This is a genomic window from Paenibacillus favisporus (assembly GCF_040545415.1).
GTDB classification, from domain to species: domain Bacteria; phylum Bacillota; class Bacilli; order Paenibacillales; family Paenibacillaceae; genus Paenibacillus_AQ; species Paenibacillus_AQ favisporus.
In genome coordinates this window covers 674,915-698,041 of the sequence record NZ_JBEPLV010000004.1, presented here as the reverse complement: position 1 = coordinate 698,041, position 23,127 = coordinate 674,915, and the positions used below count along the sequence as shown (strand labels likewise).

Here is a 23,127-nt window from a genome sequence, read left to right as displayed (position 1 = left end):
CAGTGAACCGATATGACGTTATTGTTGCCGGAGGCGGATCCGCAGGTCTAATGGCATGTGTCTCGGCCGCCCGGCATGGGGCATCTGTCCTGCTTTTGGACAAAGGAAATAAACTTGGCCGCAAGCTCGGCATTTCCGGAGGCGGCCGCTGCAACGTAACCAATGCCAAAGAAACCGATGACCTGATCGCTCATATCCCAGGCAACGGCCGCTTCTTGTACAGCGCGTTCCAGCATTTTAACAACCGGGATATTATGAACTTTTTTGAAGGGCTCGGCATTGCCCTGAAGGAAGAGGACAACGGGCGGATGTTTCCGGTATCCGACAAGGCCGCCAGCGTCGTGGGCGCTCTCATTCAAGAGGTAAAGAGGCTCGGCGTGGAGATCAAAACGGATAGCCCGATTGCGGAGGTGCTCTATGAGGATGGAAGAACGGCAGGCGTTCGTCTGAAGTCCGGGCATATTTACAGAGCCCCCAGCGTCATTGTCGCCACCGGCGGCAAATCCGTGCCCCATACCGGGTCCACCGGTGACGGTTACCCTTGGGCAGAGGCCGCCGGCCACACAATCACCGAGCTGTACCCTACCGAAGTCCCTATCGTTTCCCATGAAAAGTGGATCCAGTCCAAGGAGCTTCAGGGACTCTCCCTGCGGGACGTGGAGCTCTCCGTGTGGAATCCCAAAGGTAAAAAAGTGATCGGGCACCGCGGGGATATGATCTTTACCCATTTCGGCGTATCCGGTCCGATCGCCCTGCGATGCAGCCAATTTCTGCGGCAGGTCAAAAATAAGTTTCATACGCCCGACGTCGAAATGGCCATCGACTTGTTCCCGGATCTGGACGTTTCTTCGCTCGACCAGCTGCTTAGGGACAAACTCGCGTCCGAGCCGAAAAAGGCAATCCGTAACGTGCTCAAGGGCCAGGTCCCCGATCGGCTGCTTCCGCTGCTGTTCGATAAATCCCAGCTGGACGGGGACGCGACCTACGCCCATCTGCCCAAACAGCAGTGGGGGGATTTTGTCGCCTGCCTGAAGCAGTTCCGTTTCCGCGCGGTCGGCACCAAATCGATCGAGGAGGCGTTTGTCACCGGCGGAGGTGTCAACCTGAAGGAGATCAACCCAAAGACGATGGAATCGAAGCTGATGCCGGGGCTGTTTTTCTGCGGCGAAGTACTCGACATTCACGGATACACCGGCGGCTACAACATTACGGCCGCCTTCTCGACCGGCTATACCGCTGGCATGCACGCGGCGGGCTACCATTAAAAATCCAATTTCGAGGTGATCGGTATGAGGATGGAGCTGAATAATGATTTTTGCCGGCAATTCGGCATTCGTTACCCTATTTTTCAGGCGGGCATGGCCGGCGGTCCCACGACGCCTGAGCTCGTGGCCGCCGTATCGAATGCCGGCGGTCTCGGCACTCTGGGGGCGGCCTACATGGAGCCTGCGGCGATCCGCGCAGCGATCGCAGACATCCGCGGGCGGACAAGCGCCCCGTTTGCGGTCAATCTGTTCACCGTCCCGATGGAAGACGACAATCGCCGGACCGCCGAGGTCCAGCGTGTTCTTGACTCCATCCGGGACGATCTGGGATTGCCGCCCGCCCCGCCCCAGGCGGTCCAAACGCCGGATCACTTGGAGCGGCAGTTCGCCGAAGTGCTCGAAGCCGGCGTTCCCGTGATCAGCACCGCTTTTGGCGTGCTGTCCCCGCGGCATATGGAGCTGGCCAAGACGGCCGGCATGAAGGTGGTCGCCATGGCGACCACCGTGGAGGAGGCGCTGGAAGCCGAGCGCGCCGGCTACGATGCGGTCGTCGCCCAGGGAAGCGAGGCCGGCGGCCACCGCGGCACGTTCAATGTCGATGCTCACCCGATGGGAGCGAACATCGGCACGTTCGCCCTCGTGCCGCAGATCGCCGACCGGGTGTCCATCCCGGTCATCGCCGCCGGCGGCATCATGGACGGGCGCGGCATGGTCGCCGCCATGGTTCTGGGAGCGCAGGCGGTCCAAATGGGCACCCGCTTCCTGACGGCGGCCGAATCCGGAGCGCATCCCGCCTATCAGGCGGCGCTGCTTGCCAGCACCGAAGAGAGCACGGTGTTGACCAAGGCCTTCTCGGGCCGGCCCGCCCGGGGCATTGCCAACGCCTTCGTCCAGGAGTGGAACCAGAGCGGCGTAGAGCCGCTTCCGTTCCCGACGCAGAACACGGCGACCCGGGATATTCGTAACGCGGCCGCCCGGCAGAATCAAGCCGGTTACATGTCGCTATGGGCCGGTCAGGCGACAAGAATGCTGAAAGCGGGCCAGAGCGCCGCAGACATCGTGGAGGAAACCGTCCGGCAGGCGCTCGAAATATTGGAATCTTAGCTCCTGCGCGATTCGTACGATTGTGATGCAATGATGTGACGTTATGCTTTCTTACCAAAAAACGCCTGGATCTAAGATCCGGCGTTTTTTTAGATTAAGAACGTATATATTTTGAGCAGAGCTGTTGATCATATCTTTCGCAGCATCATCAACTGAAGAAGGGTTACCGTGATCCAAACAGCTGCGAGCGCCAACGGAATCAGCACAACCGCAGCTGCCCAGACCGGCAGCATCGAGAACAGCAGCAGCCCTGACGTCACAAGCGCATACGGCGCAAGCAGCATCCGCACAGCCTTCTTCATGGCGCCCAGCTTCACCTCGTCCTCCCAGGGCAGCATCGTAACAAAGCCTTCCTTCATAAAGGCCGCTGCATTCAAATACAGCCAGTAAGCCAGCAGCAAATGAAGCGCTGCGTAGACCAGAATCTTCACCCCGGGGGGCAGCGTCAACAGGATGGCCGCGCTGAGCGACATGACCTGCGCATATCCTGTAAGCTGCTTCGTCTGGCGTACATATGCCTTCACGCATGCCCCGGCCAGTCGATGGACTGACGTTGTCGATCGGAACAGACGCTGGGACCGCCGGAAAATCCATGGTCTGCTGCGAATTTTCCGCGGTTTGTCCATGGCGCTGCTCAGCACGAGTCCGGTCAGTTTGGTCCGCTGAACCAGCTCTTCCTGGATATCGTTCATAAATGTGCCGCGAGTTCTCATCCGCACCAGAAGCAGCAGCACGTTGATCACCGCCAACAGGGCGGAAGCGGCAGCCAGCCAGGACGGGCTGTCTATCCACCAAACCGACAGCACGACGTATCCTGCGGCCGGAAGCACGACCATGGGCAGATACAGCAGCCATCTCCGCCAGCCGTGAGCCCGGATCCGGGCGAAATGCTTCAGCCAGACCATCAGGCCGCCGGCCATCACCGTGAAGAGCAGCCAGCACCAGGCAGCATCAAGGCTGATCCCATATCTGCGGACCATAAAGGGAAGCACCAGCAGAAAGCCCGCTCCCGCCTTCAGGGCTGTGGCGATCATGCTGTAGATGCCTCCCCTCAGCATCAGCCCGCGCAGCCACCGCACGCGCTGATGAATGAAAAGGACGTCGGCCTCGCGGATCATGAGGAACATTTTGCCCGCTGACAGCCACAGTAACAGAAATACAGGAATAACGCCGAATATCATATGGCTGCTCCACTGCGGGAGCGGCTCCTTCCATAAACCGTAATACAGCCTTCCCCCCAGCAGCGCGCCCGGAATCAGCATATACAGGAGCACCGTCCAGTCCGCCACCGACCGGATGACGGCGATCGTTTCCTTCCAGTGGGTCCGGAGCCGATGCCAGAACAATCGCCCGGGGGTTGGGTAGGCATAACCGGTATTACTTGAGTCCGCCATGTTCATCTCCTTTCCATGGATGTCAGCCAGTCTGCGATGAAACATCCGGTACCCTTCGTTCCTACCGAAGACTGGGCTCGTCGAAGCATCCGGTCTCAGGTTAGGGCATCAAAGCAGTCGAACAGCGAGGCGTCCGGCAGCCCGGCCGTCCTGCGAATATCCGTCAAATCCCCTTTGGCCACCATTCGCCCGCCGGAAATCATCACGAACGCATCGCAGATCCGCTCGGCCGTATCCAGCACATGGGTAGACATCAGCACGCCGGCCCCCCTCCCCCGCTCCTCTTCCAGGAGGCGCAGAAAATCCTTGGTCGCCCGCGGATCCAGGCCGATGAAGGGCTCGTCCACGATATAAATATCCGGTTCCGCCAGAAATCCGAGCATGAGCATCATTTTTTGCTTCATACCTTTGGAAAAACCGGCCGGGAGCTGATGCTTCACCCCGCTCATGCCGAACTGGGCCAGCAGCTCCTCCGCATGGCGGACAAAAGCCTCGTATTCCAATTCGTAAGCGGCCGCAGCCAAATCGAGATGCTCCCAGAGCGTCAAATCGTCATAAAACACCGGCTGCTCGGGGATGTAGGCGTACCGCCCACTCTCCCCTCCGATCGTTACGGATGCCTTGGAGTACTTGAGCAGACCGAGCAGCGTCTTCAGCGTCGTGCTTTTTCCGGCACCATTCGGACCGATGACGCCCAGCAGCTCGCCAGGCGCCACTTGAAAAGAAACGTCCCAAATGCGCGGCTGTCCTTCTTCATATCCCGCTTCCTCGATATGCACATCGAGCACAGGCAGCAAAGGCTCCATGATCCACCTCCAGCAAAATAATCCGTTTCAGCCATAGAGCTTATGTAAATCAATAAAGGTCACCAAAACCATATGGATCGGAACGGCTTCGTCCCGACCCTGCATAATTTAACTATATGAAAAGTTCACCCGATAATCCATACGTCCCGGGACTGAAATCGATCTACAGCCGGCGGGCTTATTTAAAATACTGGACCAGCGTTCCGCTGCCGCCATCCGCCTTCACTTCGGCATAAGCGCCGTTCACCAGCGTCATTTGCGGCGGCACGTGACCGCAGTCGATATCGTAAATGACCGGTACGCCCAGTTCTTCCGACAGCTCCTGGTATACATCCTCCACCGTGTATCCTTCCATTGGACGGTTGGCCGCGCTCCGGCCGAACATCAGCCCGGCGCAGCCTTCGAACCAGCCGGCATACTTCATCTGAACAAGGGACCTGCGCAGATCGGCCGTGTTCAGCTCGCAGTTCTCCAAATACCAGAGGAGAGGTTCGCCCGGAATATGGCGCTCCCGGAATGCTGCCACATCCCCGTAAGGCGTGCCGATCAAATGGCGGATAACGTCAACGCATCCCCCGAACAGCCGGCCCTGCAGCGACTCCGGCCCGCCAGAAACCGTCTTCCACACCGTCGGCTCCGTCAGATGGAAGACGCACGGGCTCGGATCGTCATGACGCCACTCCTTCTGGTATTTGGCCGATGACTGCTGAGCAATCCGATCGCCCGGCTTGGCCGTCAGCACGGCCTCCCACATGGCCGAGGTATGATCCGAATACGTCCCCCGCAGGTCGACGAAATTGAGCCCGTGAGCAGTGGCGATTCCCGTCTTCAAGGTGATAGCCAGAAGAAGGACGCTGAGGTCCGAATAGCCGAGAATCCATTTCGGCGGCATGCGGTCAAAGTCCACCCGATCCAGCATTTCGATGAGCAGTTCCCCGCCCCACGGAGGAATGATCGCACCGATTTGGGGATCCCCGAGCATCTCGTTCAGCTCCTCGGCACGGATTTTGGCCGGAGCGGACTTGGCCTTGTGCTGCGTCCAGACCGTCTCGCCGACGCGTATGTGATAGCCCCTCTCCTCCATACGGCTGACGGCCGTGCGGAACATGTCGTGCAGACCGGGCTCTATGCCCGAAGAGGGAGCCGTCACACCGACGACAGCCCCTTTTTCCATTCGCGGATATTGAATCACTGCCGCATCCCTCCCGCAAGATTTCCCCCTATCTTACTAGAAAAGGACGGCTCGAACAATGACGATGTTACGGTATTGGCGAGCCGAGGGATTCCAAAAAAACAAGGATTCTCCGGACATCGAAGAATCCTTGCTGCGATAGCAACGCTATGAGGTTTTATCCATTCGCGCCTTCCCGCGCTCTTTCCTCCTCTTCCTCCGGACCGGCTGAAGGAACCGTATTCCGCAGTCCGAGCACGATCAGAAGGCTTATGACGGCGATGACAGCCATCACGACATACAGGGAATGGAGGCTCCCCTCAAGAATATGCCTCAGCTCGCTCCACAACTCCTTGGGAAGCGATGCGCTTCCTTCCGGAGTCAACAGTTGGTTGACCTCTTCTTGGCCGACCCGCTCCAGCCCGGGAGTATCGGCGAGACGCCCGGCCAGCGTCAAGTTGATCAACGATCCAAAGACAGCGACGCCGACCGTCTGGCCCAGCGAGCGGATAAAGGTATTCAGCGCCGTCGACGCGCCGCGAAGCGAGTAACCGACCGAGGACTGTGCAATAATCGTGAACACCGTGTTGGAATATCCGAAGCCGAGGCCGTAGATAAAGGTAAAAATCAAAATCACGTAATGCGGCGTCCCCTCGCCGATCCAGGCTAACCCGAGAGCCCCGATCACGATGCCGGCCAGGCCGATCAGCGTCGTTTTCCGCGAACCGGCGGTAAGAATGAGCCGGCTCCCCGCTACGGAGCCGAACAGCCAGCCGATCGACATCGGTGCCATCGTCAGCCCGGACATCGTGGCATTTTTGCCCATGACCCCTTGAATCCAGAGCGGCGTATACGTCGTGAGGCCGATCAGCAGCGCGCTGGTCAGCATGGCGGCGACGGTGGACACGGAAATGTCGCGAATCCTGAACAGCTTCAGCGGCAGCATCGGCTCCTTCGCCCGGGCCTCCACCACGATAAAGGCTGCCAGGAAAACCAAGGCAAGCACGATGCAGAGCACGATCCACACCGAAGACCAGGCAAAAAACTGCCCGCCGGTCGCCAGCGCGAACAGCAGCGCCGTCATCCCCACCGTAAACGTTCCGGCGCCCGCGAAATCGACATGCGTTTCGGTACGCACCTGTCGCTGCTCGTGGAAATGGCGGGCGATCATCCACATGGACAGCAGCCCGAATGGCACGTTAAAGCCGAAAATCCAACGCCAATTCAAATAGTCGACAAAGTATCCGCCGATGAGCGGTCCGATCAGGGAGGCAATGCCCCAGACCGAACTAATGAGTCCCTGGATTTTGGCGCGTTCTTCAATCCGGTAGACGTCCCCGATAATCGTAAAAGTGACCGGAATGACCGCCCCCGCACCGATGCCCTGAATGGCCCGGAACGCGATCAGCTGTCCCATACTTTGCGAGAAGCCGCACAGCAGCGATCCCAAGACAAACAGCAGCGACCCGATTTGAAATACCGGTTTGCGGCCGTACAGGTCGCTGATTTTTCCGAAAATCGGAGTGGATACAGCCATGGTCAGCAGGTACGCGGTAAAAATCCAGCTGAGGAGCTTCATGCCGCCAAAGCTGCTGATGATGGCCGGACCGGCCGGTCCCGTTACGGTTCCTTCGATGGCCGACAAGAACGTGGATACGAGGATTCCGGCCAGAATCCAGTTCCGGCTCTGCTTTCCAGGCAAATGGTCAGATCGATTCACGTTATTTGTATCCTTTCTCCCGTTTTGACAAAGTTTCCTTATAACGAAACGTATCCACCCAGTGCACGAAAAATGGCCTCTGGCAAAGAGACCGCTTTTCAGACTGGGCGGATGCATAGGGTTTATTAAAATAGAAGGGCAAGAAGTTTCATGCGTAGACGATCCTTCGACCGTCACTCAAATGAAATTTTCCTGCCTATGATCATACATGAATAAGTCCGTGATTCCGGCCCAACTGCCGGTAATCTTCGACCTTGCCTTGATCGAGCCGCAGCACGAAAGAAGCATCCTCCTCCACCAGGCGGGGGTCGTGGGTAATCATGAGCAGGGCAGCCCCCCGGGCGGCGGCACCCCGGCACAGATTCAGCAGCCGCTGCGCGGCGCGGTAATCGATGCCTGAGGTGGGCTCATCGAGAATGTATAGGGCTTTCGGCTGGATCAGTTGGCCGATGACGCTGAGCAGCTTCTTCTCACCTTGGCTGAGCAGGTATGGAGAGTCTTGACGACGTCCGCTCAGCCCGGCAGCCGCAAGCAGCGCCTCGGCCGCTTCGGTCTGCTCAGGCGTCAGTTCAGCTTGCCGCCGGCGCCAGCCGCTTCGAGTCCGCAAGCCGTACACGAGCTCATCCCACACCGTATGCTCCACGAACTGATGCTCCGGCTGCTGGAACACGTATCCGATGTCCCCGGCCAGATGATGAACCGGCATACCGGATACGTCCCGCCCCTTCCAATATACCGAACGGGAAGGAACCGGCAGCAGGCCCATCAGGAGGCGGGTGAGCGTCGTTTTGCCCGAACCGTTCTCACCGGTCAGCATGCCCCACGCTCCCGGATGCATCGCAAACGAGACGTCCCGGAGCGCTTCCTGCCCTCCGGGGTAAGTGTAGCTCAGGTTCCGGACCTCCAGCAGCGGTCCGGAAGCCGAGTCACCGCCGGGGCAATCCGCATCCGGCGGCCTCTGCGCCGGCGCCGTCACCATGCCGGCGCTCTGCAGGGTCCCGGCGGCCGGCTCGGCTGCATGCGCGCCGGCTTCCGGGACCTCGCGGCGGCCACCTGCCGGGCCGCCGGCTTCCGCTGCCCCCTCCCATGGGGGCAGCACGCCGAGCTGCGCCAGCCGGTCCCGGCTGGTGCGCAGCAGCTCCTGCGGCGCTCCGTCCATCAGGACTGCGCCGCCGTCCAGGACGATGACGCGCTCCGCAGCGCGCGCGGCATCGTCGAAGCGGCCGGACACCGTGACGACGGTCCGGCCCTCGGCGTGCAGCCTGCGGCAGAGCTGCACGAACTGCGCCTGCGCCGCGGGGTCGAGGCTGGCGGATGCATCGTCGAAGACGATCATCCGCGGCGACAGCGACAGCACCGCGGCAATGGCGGTGCGCTGGCGCTGTCCGCCGGACAGCTCGCGCACCGGGGAGCGGCGGCGGGCGGTCAGGTTCACCGCCGCCAGCGCTTCGGCCACGCGGGACTCGATCTCCGCCGGCGGCACGCGGAGATTCTCGGGCCCGAACGCGGCCTCATCCTCGACGACGCCCCTCACCAGCTGGGCGTCGGGATCCTGGAACACGATGCCGGCCACCTTGGCGATCTCAGCGATCGGAGCTTCCGCCGGGTCAATCGTGTCCAGCCGCACTTTCCCTTCCCGGCGGCCGCCTCCGCTCCGTGGAAGATAGCCGCTAAGCAGCTGGCACAGGGTAGACTTGCCGCTGCCGCCCGGACCGATCACCGCCGTAAACTGTCCTGCGGGAATCGTGAGCGACACGCCGCGGAGCGCAGGCTGCTCCACATCTTCGTACCAATAAGAAAGCTCCGTCAGCTCAATGGAAGTTCCCTGCATCCGCAGAAGCCTTTCTGCCAATGGCAAAACGTTTAAGCAGTCCGCTCCGCTGAAGCATATCCCCCAGCACCTTCGTGAGCAGGCCGCACAGCACGATACCGCTGATGATCCGCACCACCATCGTTATTGCCAGCACCTGAAAGCTCCAGGACGTATACCCGAACATGTTCGCCGCGCAAATGAACCAGATCGGCACCATCGCGCCGCCGACCAGCATCATCGCACCGGCATTCCAGCGTTTGTAGCGAAGCAGAAAAAATACGGCCTCCGCCACAACCAGATAGCACAGCGCCGCCACGATGCTCGCCGCAATCCCGTACGTATTGCCTACGAAGCACTGGATCGCGCCGCCGATTCCGTATGTAATTGCCGCGGTTCCCGGCTTGCGGATAATGTAATAGGCCAGCAGGCCGTACACCATGTACACGCCGACGATGGTAGAGGTCGCCACGGGCCCGCCCAGGCTGTTCAGCATTTTATTAATGTAAGATAAATAAAAGGTCAATACCGCGTTCGCTGTGGCCAGCATCGCCATCAGCACGATGTCCAGCGTCGTAAACGGGACAACACGTCTCTTTGATTGTGATAAAGTTTCCATCTCATGTCAACTCCTAATCAGGAAAATGGTGGGATTTCTCACCCTTGAGGACTCGCATGGCCAGGCCTCCCTGCTATTGTGCATGATCGGATTCGAAACGTCAACCTAAAAATAAATTACAGGTTAACAATATGGATATACCACCACAATGCCGCGGTAATCAGCACGGCCCCAACCGCCATGATTTGCCCGGCTGCAGACGGCTGCTGCTCCCTTAGAAACGTACGCTCTGGATATGCGCCAAAGCCTTTGGCTTCCATCGCTCCCGCGGTTTGCTGAATCCGGCGCACAGCATTATGCAAAATGGCGGACACAAACACCTTCCACCAGCCTAAACGCTGCTTGATTCCCTTGGGGCGTGCCGCTCCCCTGACCTGATGGGCAGCCGAGATGCTTCTCCCTTCTTCTTGCAGCAAAGGCAAAAACGTGAGCGCCATCGAAATGCCGAAGGCGAACCGGTAAGGAACCTTCATCCGCCGGGTTAACGCGGTGACGAGATCGCCGGGATCGGTCGTGACCATGTAGACAAAGGATGAGAGAAAAACCGTAAACATGCGCAGCGTGACCGAACCGGCCGCATCGGCTCCCTCCGTCGTGACGTGCAGCACGCCGAACTGCCAGATGGTATGGCTGCCGGGTACGGTCAGCAGGGTCAGTACAAAGTACGGAACCGCAAAACCGATCAGGAAAGCCATCGCTTTCCACTGCCTTCTCCAGCTGATTCCGCCTGCCGTTCGGGCCATGAACGAGGCCGCCAGCAGCAGCAGTGCCTGCCCTGCCGATGTGTGCAAACGCATCGTCAGCACGGCGATGCATAGAAGGACCACGAGCTTGCTGAGCGGGTCGATGCGGTGCAGCGGCGAGCCTCCCCCTTGATACGATAGGATCATCGTTTGATCGCTCCTCCTTGATCTAAAACTTGTTATACTCCGCCTGCTCCCACTCTTCACGCAGCAGCGAATGGAGCAGTGCATCGTGAAAGCCTGAAGCCGTATGGCGGTACTGTCTCAGCCGTCCTTCGTCCGTGAATCCGAGGGACCCGAACAGACGGACGGCTCGTTCATTCCGCGGATCGGTCAGCGCTTCGATCCGGTTGAGGCCCATGGTCCGATAGCCGAATCCGAGCATCAGGCCGATCGCTTCGCGCATGTAGCCCTTTCCCCAATGGGGCCTCGCAAGCTCGCAGCCGATTTCTCCCCGGTAGGCACCCTCCAACTGCCACCAATTAAAACCGCAGCTGCCGATGATCCCGGCCTCCGGCAGGAGAATTCCCCAGCGGAGCCCATCCTCGGTGGCCGACAAACGGTTCAGCAGCCGAATGAGCTCCGCTGCCGCCGCTTCGTCCGGCAGGTCCGGAAGATCCGAGTACTTCCGAACCTCCTCGTCCGACCAGCACGCATACAGTGCCGGGGCGTCGCCTTCCTCGAGCGGACGCAGCCGGATCCGCGGCCCTTCAAGCTCGGGAATATGCCCGCTGCATTGATAGCTCATCCCAACGCCCCTTTCGTGTACTTTGCAATATTATCAATGTACAACGCCTGCCCCCTGCAGCACAAGAGCGACTGCCCTCCCGGTTTCTGCCATATGAACGCAAAAAGCACTTCGGCGCTTCCCCTGTGTCCGTGAGGAGGGCTGCAGCCGGAGTGCTTGTCCATCGCTGTATTTTACACCATTATTGCTGTGCTTCCGTTCTTCCCAACAGCAGAAACGCAATGATAAAAATAAAAGCAATCAATGCCAGAAGCGGGATCGTAATGAAGCCGAACCAGTTCAAATAATCGAAATTGCAGGGAATGCCTACCTTGCACGGCAGTGCATTGGCAAGCGCCGGAATCTTCTGCTCCGCATAATGATAGATCGAGATGCAGCCGCCGATCGCGCTGAGGGTCACCGCATAAGGAATGATTTTACGGTCATTTTTATAGCTGGCGATTCCGAGCAGAATCACTTCCGGATACATGAATATCCGCTGAAACCAGCACAGCCTGCACGGTTCGTAGTGCATCACTTCGCTTAAATACAGGCTGCCTCCCGTGGCGATAAGGGACACGATCCAGGCAAAATACAGGCTGTAGGGCTTGATGAACGCAATGAAACGGTTGCCTTCCATCCGAAACTCCCCTTACTTGTCGGTGTCAGCCGACTTTTTATCCAAATAGCTCTTGAGTGCGTTGTAATCGAGCGTGACATTCTCCGCTACCTTCTCGCCGTTCACGTACAGCGTTGGCGTGCTGTTCACGCGAAGCTTATTGCCGGTAGCCATATGGCTGTCCACTTCATCCTGGTACGTCTTCTCCTCGATGTCCTTGCTAAGCTGATCGTAATCCACTTTGATGTTATTGTCGCGGGCCAGCTTCACCAGAAACTCGGGCGTTGCCCACTCGGTTTTTTCATCCTGCTGGTTGTCGAAGAGTACGTGGTAATACTTCCAAAATTCATCCTTGTTCTGATGGAACACCGATTGCGCGGCCAATGCAGCCGTGTTGGAGTCCGCATTTGGACTGATGATAAGGTAATTCATGAAATAGAGCGCGGCTTTACCGGAATCGATAAAATCCTTCTGCAGGCTCGGCTCGATGTCCTGACTGAAATACTGGCAGGCCGGGCACTTATAGTCGCCCATCTCCACGATCTTGATCGGGGCTTCCGGATTTCCCAGCACCGGGAGCGAGCTGTAATCAAACGATGCTTCCTTGGATTGCGGCCGAATGAACACCAGCAGCAGGACCAGCACGACGATACATGCACCTGTAATCCACATGATCCGCTTCATGCGTTTCTCCTGCGCTGCCCGCTGGGCTTTACGTTGGGCCACGGTGTTGACTTGCTTCTTCTTCGGTTTCACGAAGCCTGACGTCTCCTTTCCTGTGAACTAAAGCTGAGGCGCCTTGGCATTTGGGTCTTTAGTTCTTCCTTAATGTAAGTTACTTAACACTTCTTCTCTAGGTTATTCTAGCATCTCCCCCCGCCGATGACCAGAAAGAACCGCTTCCAAAACCGGTCAAATCGGGAATTGTTAAATAAATTGTAACAAAATCAATTACATGACAGCCCGTAGTGATCTTTTTCATGAAAATATGAGTTGACTTGAAACGTTCCGGTGATACTACTTTTACCGTAATTGTATGAAAATAAGGGGGGAATATCTTATGGAGTGGCAGACTGCCGTTATTGTCGTTTTTGCCGCTGTTCTGGCCGCGATGGGAATTACACGTTACGCCTTTTATCAAATGACGCAGATGAAAGCCCTCACGTACGAGCAGACCTTTCAAGCCATGGAGCAGGTCGGGCTGTTCAAGCAAGACTACTTTGAGTCGCTGCCCAAGGAGGAGGTTCAAATTACGAGCTATGACGGACTGAAGCTGAACGGCATGCTCATACCGCACCCTTCGGGCTCCAACCGTTTCGTCATTCTCGTCCATGGATATACCGCCTCGCTTCCGGCATCGATTCCCTTTATGGACATTTTCCGGGAAGATGGGTTCAACACACTTCTGATCGACCTGCGCCGGCACGGAAAAAGCGAAGGCAAATATACGACCTACGGGTTCCACGAAAAGCACGACATCGACTCCTGGATCCGGTGGATACGCGCCACGTACGGCAGCGACTCGGTCGTCGGCCTGCACGGCATGTCGCTTGGAGGAGGCACCGTGCTGGAATACCTGTCGCTGCCTCACACGGACGCCGCCTTTGTCATCGCCGACTGCCCTTATTCCGATCTCACGCGCCTGATGCATCATCAAATGCAGGCACTGAACCGTATACCCGCGGTTGTGTTCCTTCCGCTCGTCGACCGCAGACTGTTCCGGAAAGCAGGCTTTACGCTGAATCAGGTCAGCCCTGTCCGTTCCGCCCGGTACAGCCACGTTCCCGTCATGTTTATCCATGGTACACGGGACCGCTATATCCCGACGGAGATGAGCGAGGAACTGTTTGCCGCCAAAGAGGGAATGAAACGGCTTCTTCTCGTTGAAGGAGCCTCCCACGGCAATGCGCTGGGGGTCAACCCGGAGCTGTATAAAAAAGCCGTGCAGGAATTTGTCCGCGACGTGATGGAAGGCGCCGTACCTGCCATGCAGCCGGAACAGGCCGAGGAGCTTGTGGAAGAGCCTGTGCAGGCGGGGCTTCCTCAGCCGGAATTTAATATGTAAGACTTCTGTACCAGCTCACAACATTAATTACAACTCAAAAAAACCCCTTGGACTCCGGACTCCTCTCCTTCGGACCAAGGGGCTTTTCCATTTTCTGAACATGAAGCCAGCCTTATCGCATCCTGTACTGCTTGCTCTCCTCTGCCGCGAAGTCTTCCTGGATGCTCATTTTCTCCGCGTTGTAATGACTGATCGCTTGGTTTAATCCCTTCAGGTCGAATACGGAAACGTCCAGCTCGCTCAGTTCATCCACATCCGATCTCAGCCGGTCCCTCAAATCCGTCAGCCTGCGGATATGGGACTGCGCATATTGGCCGGCTCTTTCCTCTGTTAATTCCGAGGATTTTTCGGCTACCAGGGTGCCGTTGACCTTTACCAATTCATCCGACAGCGTATGCTTCAAACGACTGAGCCGGCGCTTCAAACGCGCTCCAATCATGACATATATAGCAAATCCGAACACAAGAATCGCCAGCGCATAGGACAACCAATACCATGCCCCGTGCGCGCTGTGCTCAGTCCCTGCATCGGGCAGCTCCGCCGCCAGCACCCGCACCGGGCTTGTCGTCGAAACCGTAGTCAACCATTTGTGCATATTCATTCCCTCCATTCTAAGATGCGGTAACGATTCTAGGTGGCAGGAAGTTGATCTTGGAAGCCTGGGCGTTATGCACCGGCATTCGCGCTCTCCGTTTCTTCAAGTGGTGCCAGCACTTCCCCGCACAGCTTCTGAAGCATGACCTGAATTTCCTTGAACTCCCCGATTCCCGTTCCGGTCAAGCTGTATTCATCGCCGTGAGCCGTCAGAAAGTTCAATTCGGTCAGGCGCTCCAGCTGCTGCTTCACTTCCCGTTCCCCCACCTTGTAGCCGTGCGCCTCCAGCACGGGCTGCATATCACGGATGGTCAAGTCATGGTGATGGGCATGGTAAAGCATGTGGATACTCATGAATAAATTTTGTACGTCTGCACGCATAGATTCCTCTCCTTCCGGCGAACGCCTGTAAAAATGAGCCTGTCATTACCATTGTTTACCCTTCTTCCGCTGCCGGGAAACAATACGAATCCCTGTTTAAGCCATGCCGGACGCCGGAATCAGCAAGCTTCACAGGAAATGACCATTACTTTTAGAGGGAGGAATTTTACTTGACGTGGGAGGAATTCCTGTATACTATCTTTTATAATTAACCAACGGTTAAAAGACAGAAATGAGGTGGATCGTCATGTTTCAAGCCCTTCCCTACGAAGGAAACCGGAATGACCAATTTGCAGCCGTCCTCGAACAGCTTAAGTCGCTCATCCATGATGAGCCCAGCTCCATTGCCAATCTAGCCAACGCCTCGGCCCTGCTGAATAGCTTCCTTCCTGACATAAATTGGGTTGGTTTCTATCTTTTCGATGGAACTGAGCTGGTTCTCGGACCGTTTCAGGGGCTCCCGGCCTGCATCCGCATTCCTTTGGGTAAAGGGGTATGCGGTACAGCGGCAGCCGAGCGGAGAACGATTGTGGTCGATGACGTGCATGAGTTTCCCGGGCATATCGCCTGCGATGCCGCCTCGAACAGTGAGATCGTCGTTCCGCTGGTCCAGGGAGAGCGCCTGATCGGCGTACTCGATATCGACAGCCCGCTGAAAGGGCGTTTTGACCAAGATGAGCGGCAGTTTCTCGAACAGTTTGCCGGTATTTTGACGGCACAGCTGTAATATAGGATCCTGGGAAAATAAAGCGGTCTTCTGCTTATAATGCGGAAGACCGCTTTTTTCCATTCCTGCATGATAAGATAATGAACGAAAACACGGCGTTGTTTGTCTTATGGTCAGATGGAACAACCGCCGGCCGGCATCGGTTCCATGGATCTTTGCATGTCAAGGAAGGTGAAGCAATGACGGACAAAGAGCTGTTCGAGACCTTTAACCGGGATGTCTACAGCTTTTGCTACTATATGATGCAGCGCAGGGAAGATGCCGAAGACCTCTGCCAGGAGACGTTTATCCGGGCACTGCTCGCGGACCGGAGCTCTATTCAGGATATCCGGCGCTGGCTTATTCAAATCGCCGCGAATCTGTGCAAAAACTCGCTTCGCCGCTCGAAAGCGGGCGTCATCAAGGAAAAGCTCTTTTCCTATCGGCATTTGGCGGCTGTCCCGCATTCGGTCGAGGAAACCGTCGAAGGGCGGGAACTGGCCTTAGAGCTGTCCCGGCTCTACGGACGGCTTCCTGCGAACATTCGGATGGTGATGATTCTCCGTTACATTAACGGGCTGTCCCAGCAGGAGATCGCCGACATGATCGGCGTTCCCTTGGGGACCGTCAAATCCAGAATCAATAAGGGGCTTTCGCTCATGAGAAAATATATCGCTAAGCCCTCCTGCCCCCTCATGAAAGGAGAGAACGACGATGAACCGATTCAGCTTGGAACAGATGGAACGGGCCATTTCACGAAAGCCTGAGCCCGCTCCCGATTTTGAAGCGATGTGGAGCACGATCGAGGAAGAGGTTGGGCGACGGCGTTCAGGCCAGTCTTCAACTGTAAATAGGTCATCGGTGACCCGCAAGTGGGTTCCGGCGGCCGCTTCCGCTGTGGTCTTCCTGGCGGTAGCCGTTCCCGTGTTTGCAGCCATAAACCCAAGCTGGGACTTGTGGGGACGGCCGGGTGTGAACAATGCCATTCAGCACGGCTTTGGCGAGCCGCTGGATTTGAGTGCCCGGCAGTCGGGCACAACGATGAAGCTGCACGGCGTCGTGACCGACGGCGAGCAGATGGATGTGCTTTTTACGATGCAGGTTCCGAGCCTTCCGGATTATGACGCCGTCGATTTCGAATCCGTCTCCCTGTCCGATTCCAAGGGAACAGATGCCAAGCCAAACGTTCTGCTCAAGCGCGATGAGGAGAAAGATACCCTGAAAGGGATGTTCGAGCTGCAGGATGAGCTGAAGAAGTCTAAACGGAGCATGCACTTGGACGCCAGCAACCTGGTATTTTACCAATATGACGATCTGCCTCTTGCGGGAAATATTGCCGAAGGTTCCATGCTGGCTCCATCGTCGTCTGCAGGCGGCTTCGCGGCTGTGGAGATCCAATCGATCGTCCGGAAAAACGACCAATTGACCATCCGGTATGCCCTGACGTCACCGCTTGAGGATCCAGGCGATCTGGACCCCCACCTGGTGATCACCTCCGGTTCGCACACGTATCAAAGCGTGTCCCGGGCGGTCCTGCCCCCGGACGGTAACGATTTGCTGTGCCAGTCGACCTTCACCATTCCGGAACGGGATTGGAAGGGAGCCAAGCTTCACCTGACCTATTTGCAGGAGATCAAGAGAGTAGCGGGAACCTGGGCTTTTGACTTCAACGCAGACGGCAGCAAGGCCAGCGAAGCCATTTACAGCAAACCGCTTCCGGCAAATGAGGAACAGGCCGCAAACGTCAATTTGAACCTGAAACAGCTGGTCATCACGCCGCTTCAGATCCGAATCCCATACAGGCAGTATTCCAATGACTGGACTGAGGGCGTGAGACGCTTTACGAAAGTATCCCTGCAGCTGGGGGACCGGCGCATCGAAGGCGGTGACTATCATACCGGCATGTACGAGAAGGTCCGGCACCGGGAATATTTGGATGAAGGCTACCTGCGCTTTGAGTCGCCGACATGGTTCAAAGATTGGTCGGGGGAACCGATGAAGCTTATCTTCTCAGGTTTGGAAATTACAAAAAGGGACCTTTCGAAGCATTGGTACGATTTGGCCGAGCCGACTGCCACTGAACAGCAGGTGCAGATGGATCTGGACGGACGGAAGGTCACGTTCACCTACTATCTGAAGGGCAGCCAGTTGATCGTGAAGTCTTCCTCTGAGGACCCGACTTTTAAAGGGGTATCGCAATCGGTGATCCGTGCCGGCGGAAAAGAGATCCTCCCGGACTACGTCCCTGCGCCGCCCTCGAGCGGGCCGTTTACCAAAGTGGAGACATATTCGAACCTTCCGGAAGGAACGGCGCTGCAGCTGAACCCGGGCATTTACGTGCTGCTCGAGCCGGACGAGACGGTTGAAGCGGCCATTAATTAACGCCTTTTGGTAAATTCAGTTCTCGGATCCGCCCCCATGAAATGAACCAAATGCTCCTCCGTATACGGCAGAAGCCCGCCCGGCCATTCATCGGCCAGGCGGGCTTGTTTTGCTCACCCTTGTTCATCTTCCTTACTTCAGCTCGCGCTCGGCGAATATGATCATCCCGTCCCGTAAAAAAACGGGAAGCTGCGGATGGTATGCCGTAAACAGCTGCTTGTGCTCGGTCTGTTCCACATATAAGTTTCCCAATCCGATATATACCATTGCCGACGGCGTATAATAACGGCTCATCCATTCATAATGCCTGCGGATGATCCGCTGAACCTGCGGAGCACCCGGGTGATGGCCTTCCTCGATGGCCGCCTTTAAATCCCGGTTAATCTGATCGATTTCCCGCTGGGACCGCAGGTAGTCTTCCTTGGTCCACAGCTGCATTTTATACTTGCTCTCCTGCGTTTCGGACTCGCCTCCCAGCTGGGTCAGCACGTCCTGCTCGGTCACATTGGATCCGGCCGGGCCTGAGTCCCGGCCTCTTTTGTCTGGTTCCATCGTTTCTCCCTCCACTTGACTTTCTGATCTATATCTTTTGCCTCATGGTCTGCACGAATGATGTCAGGTCTTGTCATCTTCCAATTACCCGTTTCGCAGGAATTTAACCGCTACCGGAAGGGCATTTATCCGCTTTTTTTAACATTTTTTTCTTCCGTAACCCGATTCACAATTTAGGGCTTCGAGTCGGAATCGCGAATGATGGACAGCCCTTCGACATGCTTGCGGTTCATCAGCTTGCTCTTCTTCCGGTTCTCCTTGGACTCAAAAATAATGTCGAAATCATAGTCCTCAGGGTACAGTTCGCTCTTCTCAATGAACAGCTTGAGCCGCTTCTGGTTGATCCGGATCTTCTCCTTCTGGATCATGACCCCTACCATGCCCATGGCGTCCTCCGGCTCGTAGACGATGCCGGTTCGCCCATAGGAGCTGACATAGACAGCGTCACCTACCTCAAGCTTGCGCACGGGCGCGGCCGATGCTTGTTCCTGATCCTCATCCGCCTGATCCCGGCTCCCGGCTCCATCGCCCTCATTGGCTTCAAGTGGGTCGAAGGACTGAGCTGTTTCCTCCATCTGCTCAGACTCCGTTTGAACAATGGGATGTTCCTCGGCTGCATCGGGCTGCAGGGCAGGCAGTGGCTTCTGCCTCTGCAAAATTTCCTGCGACCGCTCGATAATACCTGCTGTCATCCCCAGCTTTGTGGCGATTTGAATCGCGTAGCTCTGCCCCGCCTCCCCGATCGTCAGCCGGTAAAGCGGCTCCAGCGTCTCGACATCGAACTCCATCCGGGCGTTCTGGAAACCCGGCGTCCGTGCCGCAAACGTCTTCAGCTCGTTAAAATGCGTCGTGACCATGATCATGGCGCCTCTGTTGCTGAGCTCTTCCAGAATGGCGATCGACAGGGACATCCCTTCCCCCGGATCCGTTCCGGCCGCCAGCTCATCGATCAGCAGTAGGGTATGGCGGTCCGCCGCATCCACCATCCCGATCAGGCGCTTAATTTGGGCGGAAAAGGTGCTGAGCGATTGCTCGATGCTCTGCCCGTCTCCGATCGCCGACAGCACTTTAGTGAATACGGTGAACGTGCTGCCTTCCTCCACCGGCACGAGCAGACCCGACTGCACCATCAGGGTGAGCAGCCCGAGCGTCTTGAGCGCCACCGTCTTGCCGCCGGTATTCGGCCCGGTAATGATCAGCGAGCGGTAACCGCCGCCCAGCTCCAGCCGCAGCGGCACCATCGTCTTCAGCATGAACGGATGCCGCGCTCCGCTTACTTTGATGCGCCCGCTGTCGCTAAGAAGAACATTGTTCCCGCCCAAGGTGCGGCTGTATTTTGCTTTGGCAAAAATAAAATCGTACGTTCCCGTGATATCGATGTTCAGCAGCAGATCGGCCGATGCCGCTTCAAGCAGCCCGGTCAACGCGCTCAGCACGATGCCTTCTTCCCGGGCCTCATCCGCTTCGTGCATGCCAAGCTCGCTTTGAAGATGGGCGACCTCCTCCGGCTCCACAAAGACGGTCTGCCCGCTCGTCGACTGGTCGAGCACCGAGCCCTTGATCGTTTTGTGATACTCCCGCTTGACCGGAATGACGTACCGGCCGCCCCGGACGCTGACCAGGTTTTCCTGCAAAATCGAGCCGTGCCTGGACAGAATCGCGGCGATCTTTTTCTGAATGCGCTCCTTCACGATGGCGATCTTCTTGCGGACGCGCTCCAGGTTTTTGCTGGCTTGGTCGTCCACCCGGCCAAACCGGATGCAGCGCTCAATTTCGCTCTTCAGCTTCGCAAGCTCCTGCATCGAGGAAACATAGGAGCTGATGCCCGGCGCGATGTCGCGCTTCCCGGCCATGTACTTACGCAGCTGCCCGCAGCTGTGCAGAAACGTATGGACCGCGGTAAAATCCTGCTCGTCGAACAGGTACCCTGTATGCAGCAGGGAGACGATCCGGTCAACCCCTTCCAGGGATGGCAGCGGGACGCTGGCCCCTTTATCCAGCAGCGCCTTGGCTTCCGCCGTCTCATCCAGCGCCCTGCGGACTGCACTGGCCGTGGTCAGCGGCTCCAATTCATCGATATGCCTGCGTCCTTCATACGAAACCGCGTAGTCCCTCAACGCTTCCTTCATTTTGTCGTATTCCAGCATGATCATCGTCGTTTGATCCATTGGTAGTTCATCCTCCTGTTTCTTGTTATATCTTCCTATGGCAACGCAAAAAGGGGCAGAGAATACGCGCATGCGATTCCTGCCCCTGGTCTGCCGGACTGCCTTTGTCTGCTGCCTTTGCGGTACGCAAAAAAACCGTGCTGCAAAGAGCACGGTCCTGTACGCCGGAGAGCCAGCCGCCCATTAGGCGGCGGCCCTTATCCGGCATGACAACGGTCGAGCGGCCAACGCTCCACCGATTCGGATCACAAAGGTTTCAAACAGTCCGCAAGGGATTGTCGTTTGATGCTTCGCGTGTTCTTAACTATTTCCAAGACTGCATTCTGCAAAGAGGCGCATTGAAAGAAAGAGTGCCCTCCCGGGCATTCCTCGCCTGTCTTCGTGTCATACAGCCGATATGGAGTTTGATTAGTTAAGAACAACCACCGTCATCAAAATCTCTCCCTTGTTATAGGATGAAGTAAATTTACCAAGTTTGCGCCATGAAGTCAAGGGGCTGGTGTCTTCATGAGGTAGACTCTCGCTTCATACGGCCGCAGCTTCAAATTCCCGAGGTCCTCCTCCCCCTTGACGGGGTAGTTGGAGATCAGCAGCTGCTTGGCCTCCGGCACGAGCTCCGCCGGCAGCTTCAGCACCGGCTCGCCTCCGAAAAAGTTCAGGATGACCAGGAGACACTGGTCCTCCAGCGTCCGGGTATACACATACAACTCCTTGTCGAGCGGAAGCAGCAGCTTGTATTCGCCGTACACGATGACTTCATGCTGCTTGCGGAGGGCGATAAGCTTTTTATAGTAATGGTAGATCGAATTCGGATCCTTAATCGCATCCTCCACATTGATCAGCGGATAGTTCGAATTCACTTCGATCCACGGCGTGCCCCGCGTAAAGCCTGCATGCTCCCCATTGGTCCACTGCATCGGCGTACGGGCGTTGTCCCGGCTTTTTTTCCAAATCGCCTGCATGACCTGCTCTTCGGGCACGCCCTGATCCAGCTGCTCCTCATAGTAATTCAGCGTTTCCACGTCACGGTAATCGTCAATCGAGGCGAAGGAGATGTTCGTCATGCCGATCTCCTCGCCTTGGTAAATATACGGCGTGCCTTCGAGCATGTGCAGGAAGGTCGCCAGCATCTTCGCCGACTCCACCCGGTACTTCTGGTCGTCCCCGAACCGGGACACCGATCTCGGCTGATCGTGGTTGCACCAATAATTCGCATTCCAGCCCTTGCCGTGCAGCACCGTCTGCCACCCGCTGATGACCTTTTTCAGCTCCAGCAGGTTCCAGGGACGAATATCCCACTTGCCGGAGCCGGAAGAACCTGCATCGAGCTGCATATGCTCGAACTGGAATACCATGTTCAGCTCGTTGCGCGTATCCCCGACATAGCTGAGCGCCTGCTCCGGACCCAGACCCGACGTCTCGCCGACGGTCATGATGTCATAGTGGAACAGTACCCGTTCATACAGGTTGTTCAGGAGGGTGTGCACGTTTTCCAGGTTGGAAAACAATTCATAGGCGCGCACCGTCGGCAGCTGGTCCGGGTTGTCCCCGTCCGGCAGGCCGACCGCTTTGACAATATGCGCGATCGCGTCGAAACGGAATCCGTCCACGCCTTTTTTGAGCCACCATTCCACCATTTCATGCATGCTGTCGATTACCTTCTGATTTTCCCAGTTCAGGTCTGGCTGATGCTTGGAGTACAGATGGAGATAATACTCGCCTGTCTTCTCGTCGTATTCCCAGACCGAGCCGCTGAAATAGGACTCCCAGTTGTTCGGCGGATGCCCGTCTTTGCCTTTGCGCCATATATAAAAATCCCGTTTCGGATTATCCTTGCTCGACCGCGACTCGACAAACCATGGATGCTCATCCGAGGTATGGTTCAGGACCAGATCCATCATGATTTTGAGACCGCGCGCATGCGCCTCCCGCAGCAGACGGTCAAACTCCTCCATCGTGCCGAACTCCTCCATAATGTCGCAGTAGTCGCTGATATCGTACCCGTTATCGTGATTGGGGGACTTGTAGATCGGGCAGATCCAGATCACGTCGACCCCCAGATCCTTCAAGTAATCCAGTCTCGATATTATGCCGAGCAGATCCCCCTTGCCGTCACCGTTCGTGTCGAGGAAGCTGATCGGATAGATTTGATACACTACGGCTTCTTTCCACCATTTTTTGTTCATAATCTGCTCCTTACGTGCTCCATTTTGTGCCGGATATCCGACGGTTGTTTACAAGATCGCGCGAACACTTTATAATTATTGTAAACCGATTTCCGGTTTACCTTTCAGAATGAGA

At 56.8% G+C, this 23,127-nt stretch carries 21 protein-coding genes; 6 read left to right on the top strand and 15 right to left on the bottom strand.

Features of this window, described 5'->3' with window-relative positions; all coding sequences use genetic code 11:
* Window positions 1–2 precede the first annotated feature (2 nt).
* Complete coding sequence (locus tag ABID47_RS21035; RefSeq protein WP_145138147.1) at window positions 3–1,265, top strand: BaiN/RdsA family NAD(P)/FAD-dependent oxidoreductase; 1,263 nt, start codon at window positions 3–5, stop codon at window positions 1,263–1,265.
* A gap of 24 nt (window positions 1,266–1,289) precedes the next feature.
* Window positions 1,290–2,369: an NAD(P)H-dependent flavin oxidoreductase gene (locus tag ABID47_RS21030; protein ID WP_354499588.1), complete on the top strand. Its 1,080-nt coding sequence runs from the start codon at window positions 1,290–1,292 to the stop codon at window positions 2,367–2,369.
* Window positions 2,370–2,497: 128 nt separating this feature from the next.
* Here ABID47_RS21030 and ABID47_RS21025 read toward each other — a convergent pair whose 3' ends face one another.
* From ABID47_RS21025 to ABID47_RS20980, 10 genes are all read right to left on the bottom strand, one after another.
* Window positions 2,498–3,763, bottom strand: coding sequence for an ABC transporter permease (locus ABID47_RS21025; RefSeq protein ID WP_354499586.1), 1,266 nt, complete (start codon window positions 3,761–3,763; stop codon window positions 2,498–2,500).
* A gap of 95 nt (window positions 3,764–3,858) precedes the next feature.
* The gene (locus tag ABID47_RS21020) at window positions 3,859–4,569 is read right to left on the bottom strand and encodes an ABC transporter ATP-binding protein (RefSeq protein ID WP_145138155.1); all 711 of its coding nucleotides are present in this window, start codon (window positions 4,567–4,569) and stop codon (window positions 3,859–3,861) included.
* A gap of 178 nt (window positions 4,570–4,747) precedes the next feature.
* Window positions 4,748–5,761, bottom strand: a complete 1,014-nt coding sequence (locus tag ABID47_RS21015) for a S66 family peptidase (RefSeq protein ID WP_354499584.1) — start codon at window positions 5,759–5,761, stop codon at window positions 4,748–4,750.
* A gap of 157 nt (window positions 5,762–5,918) precedes the next feature.
* Entirely contained in the window at window positions 5,919–7,460 is a 1,542-nt protein-coding gene (locus ABID47_RS21010; RefSeq protein ID WP_354499582.1) for an MDR family MFS transporter, read from the bottom strand.
* 202 nt (window positions 7,461–7,662) lie between these two features.
* Window positions 7,663–9,291, bottom strand: a complete 1,629-nt coding sequence (locus ABID47_RS21005) for an ABC transporter ATP-binding protein (protein ID WP_354499580.1) — start codon at window positions 9,289–9,291, stop codon at window positions 7,663–7,665.
* Window positions 9,272–9,889 (bottom strand): ECF transporter S component, encoded by a 618-nt coding sequence (locus ABID47_RS21000; RefSeq protein ID WP_089549034.1) that lies wholly within the window; start codon window positions 9,887–9,889, stop codon window positions 9,272–9,274. The genes ABID47_RS21005 and ABID47_RS21000 overlap by 20 nt, the downstream gene beginning before the upstream one ends.
* 116 nt (window positions 9,890–10,005) lie before the next feature.
* Entirely contained in the window at window positions 10,006–10,779 is a 774-nt protein-coding gene (locus tag ABID47_RS20995) for an energy-coupling factor transporter transmembrane component T family protein (RefSeq protein ID WP_116234293.1), read from the bottom strand.
* 22 nt (window positions 10,780–10,801) lie between these two features.
* Window positions 10,802–11,380, bottom strand: coding sequence for a GNAT family N-acetyltransferase (locus tag ABID47_RS20990; RefSeq protein ID WP_354499577.1), 579 nt, complete (start codon window positions 11,378–11,380; stop codon window positions 10,802–10,804).
* A 181-nt stretch (window positions 11,381–11,561) separates the two neighbouring features.
* Window positions 11,562–11,999 carry a disulfide oxidoreductase gene (locus tag ABID47_RS20985; RefSeq protein ID WP_354499575.1) on the bottom strand — a complete coding sequence of 146 codons (438 nt, stop codon included), beginning with the start codon at window positions 11,997–11,999 and terminating at the stop codon, window positions 11,562–11,564.
* 12 nt (window positions 12,000–12,011) lie between these two features.
* Complete coding sequence (locus ABID47_RS20980; RefSeq protein ID WP_240913486.1) at window positions 12,012–12,734, bottom strand: thioredoxin domain-containing protein; 723 nt, start codon at window positions 12,732–12,734, stop codon at window positions 12,012–12,014.
* 304 nt (window positions 12,735–13,038) lie between these two features.
* On the opposite strand from ABID47_RS20980, the gene ABID47_RS20975 reads away from it, so the two are divergent.
* Complete coding sequence (locus ABID47_RS20975; RefSeq protein WP_354499573.1) at window positions 13,039–14,043, top strand: alpha/beta hydrolase; 1,005 nt, start codon at window positions 13,039–13,041, stop codon at window positions 14,041–14,043.
* 112 nt (window positions 14,044–14,155) lie between these two features.
* On the opposite strand, the gene ABID47_RS20970 is transcribed toward ABID47_RS20975, so the two are convergent.
* The gene (locus ABID47_RS20970) at window positions 14,156–14,638 is read right to left on the bottom strand and encodes a hypothetical protein (RefSeq protein WP_116234290.1); all 483 of its coding nucleotides are present in this window, start codon (window positions 14,636–14,638) and stop codon (window positions 14,156–14,158) included.
* Window positions 14,639–14,709: 71 nt separating this feature from the next.
* Window positions 14,710–15,018 (bottom strand): hypothetical protein, encoded by a 309-nt coding sequence (locus ABID47_RS20965; RefSeq protein ID WP_076175925.1) that lies wholly within the window; start codon window positions 15,016–15,018, stop codon window positions 14,710–14,712.
* A 247-nt stretch (window positions 15,019–15,265) separates the two neighbouring features.
* Here ABID47_RS20965 and ABID47_RS20960 point away from each other — a divergent pair, with 247 nt between their 5' ends.
* The 3 genes from ABID47_RS20960 to ABID47_RS20950 all read left to right on the top strand — a co-directional run bounded on the left by ABID47_RS20960 (window position 15,266) and on the right by ABID47_RS20950 (window position 18,106).
* Window positions 15,266–15,745 carry a GAF domain-containing protein gene (locus ABID47_RS20960; protein WP_076175928.1) on the top strand — a complete coding sequence of 160 codons (480 nt, stop codon included), beginning with the start codon at window positions 15,266–15,268 and terminating at the stop codon, window positions 15,743–15,745.
* A 179-nt stretch (window positions 15,746–15,924) separates the two neighbouring features.
* Complete coding sequence (locus ABID47_RS20955) at window positions 15,925–16,491, top strand: RNA polymerase sigma factor (protein WP_116234289.1); 567 nt, start codon at window positions 15,925–15,927, stop codon at window positions 16,489–16,491.
* The gene (locus tag ABID47_RS20950; RefSeq protein ID WP_354499570.1) at window positions 16,439–18,106 is read left to right on the top strand and encodes a hypothetical protein; all 1,668 of its coding nucleotides are present in this window, start codon (window positions 16,439–16,441) and stop codon (window positions 18,104–18,106) included. The genes ABID47_RS20955 and ABID47_RS20950 overlap by 53 nt, the downstream gene beginning before the upstream one ends.
* A 132-nt stretch (window positions 18,107–18,238) precedes the next feature.
* Here the strand turns inward: ABID47_RS20950 and ABID47_RS20945 are convergent, their stop codons facing one another.
* The 3 genes from ABID47_RS20945 to ABID47_RS20935 all read right to left on the bottom strand — a co-directional run bounded on the left by ABID47_RS20945 (window position 18,239) and on the right by ABID47_RS20935 (window position 23,012).
* A complete protein-coding gene (locus ABID47_RS20945) occupies window positions 18,239–18,658 on the bottom strand; it encodes a TipAS antibiotic-recognition domain-containing protein (protein ID WP_354499568.1) in 420 nt (139 codons plus the stop codon).
* Between the two features lie 173 nt (window positions 18,659–18,831).
* A complete protein-coding gene (locus ABID47_RS20940; protein WP_354499566.1) occupies window positions 18,832–20,826 on the bottom strand; it encodes an endonuclease MutS2 in 1,995 nt (664 codons plus the stop codon).
* 488 nt (window positions 20,827–21,314) lie between these two features.
* Window positions 21,315–23,012, bottom strand: coding sequence for a glycoside hydrolase family 13 protein (locus ABID47_RS20935; RefSeq protein ID WP_354499564.1), 1,698 nt, complete (start codon window positions 23,010–23,012; stop codon window positions 21,315–21,317).
* Window positions 23,013–23,127 lie beyond the last annotated feature (115 nt).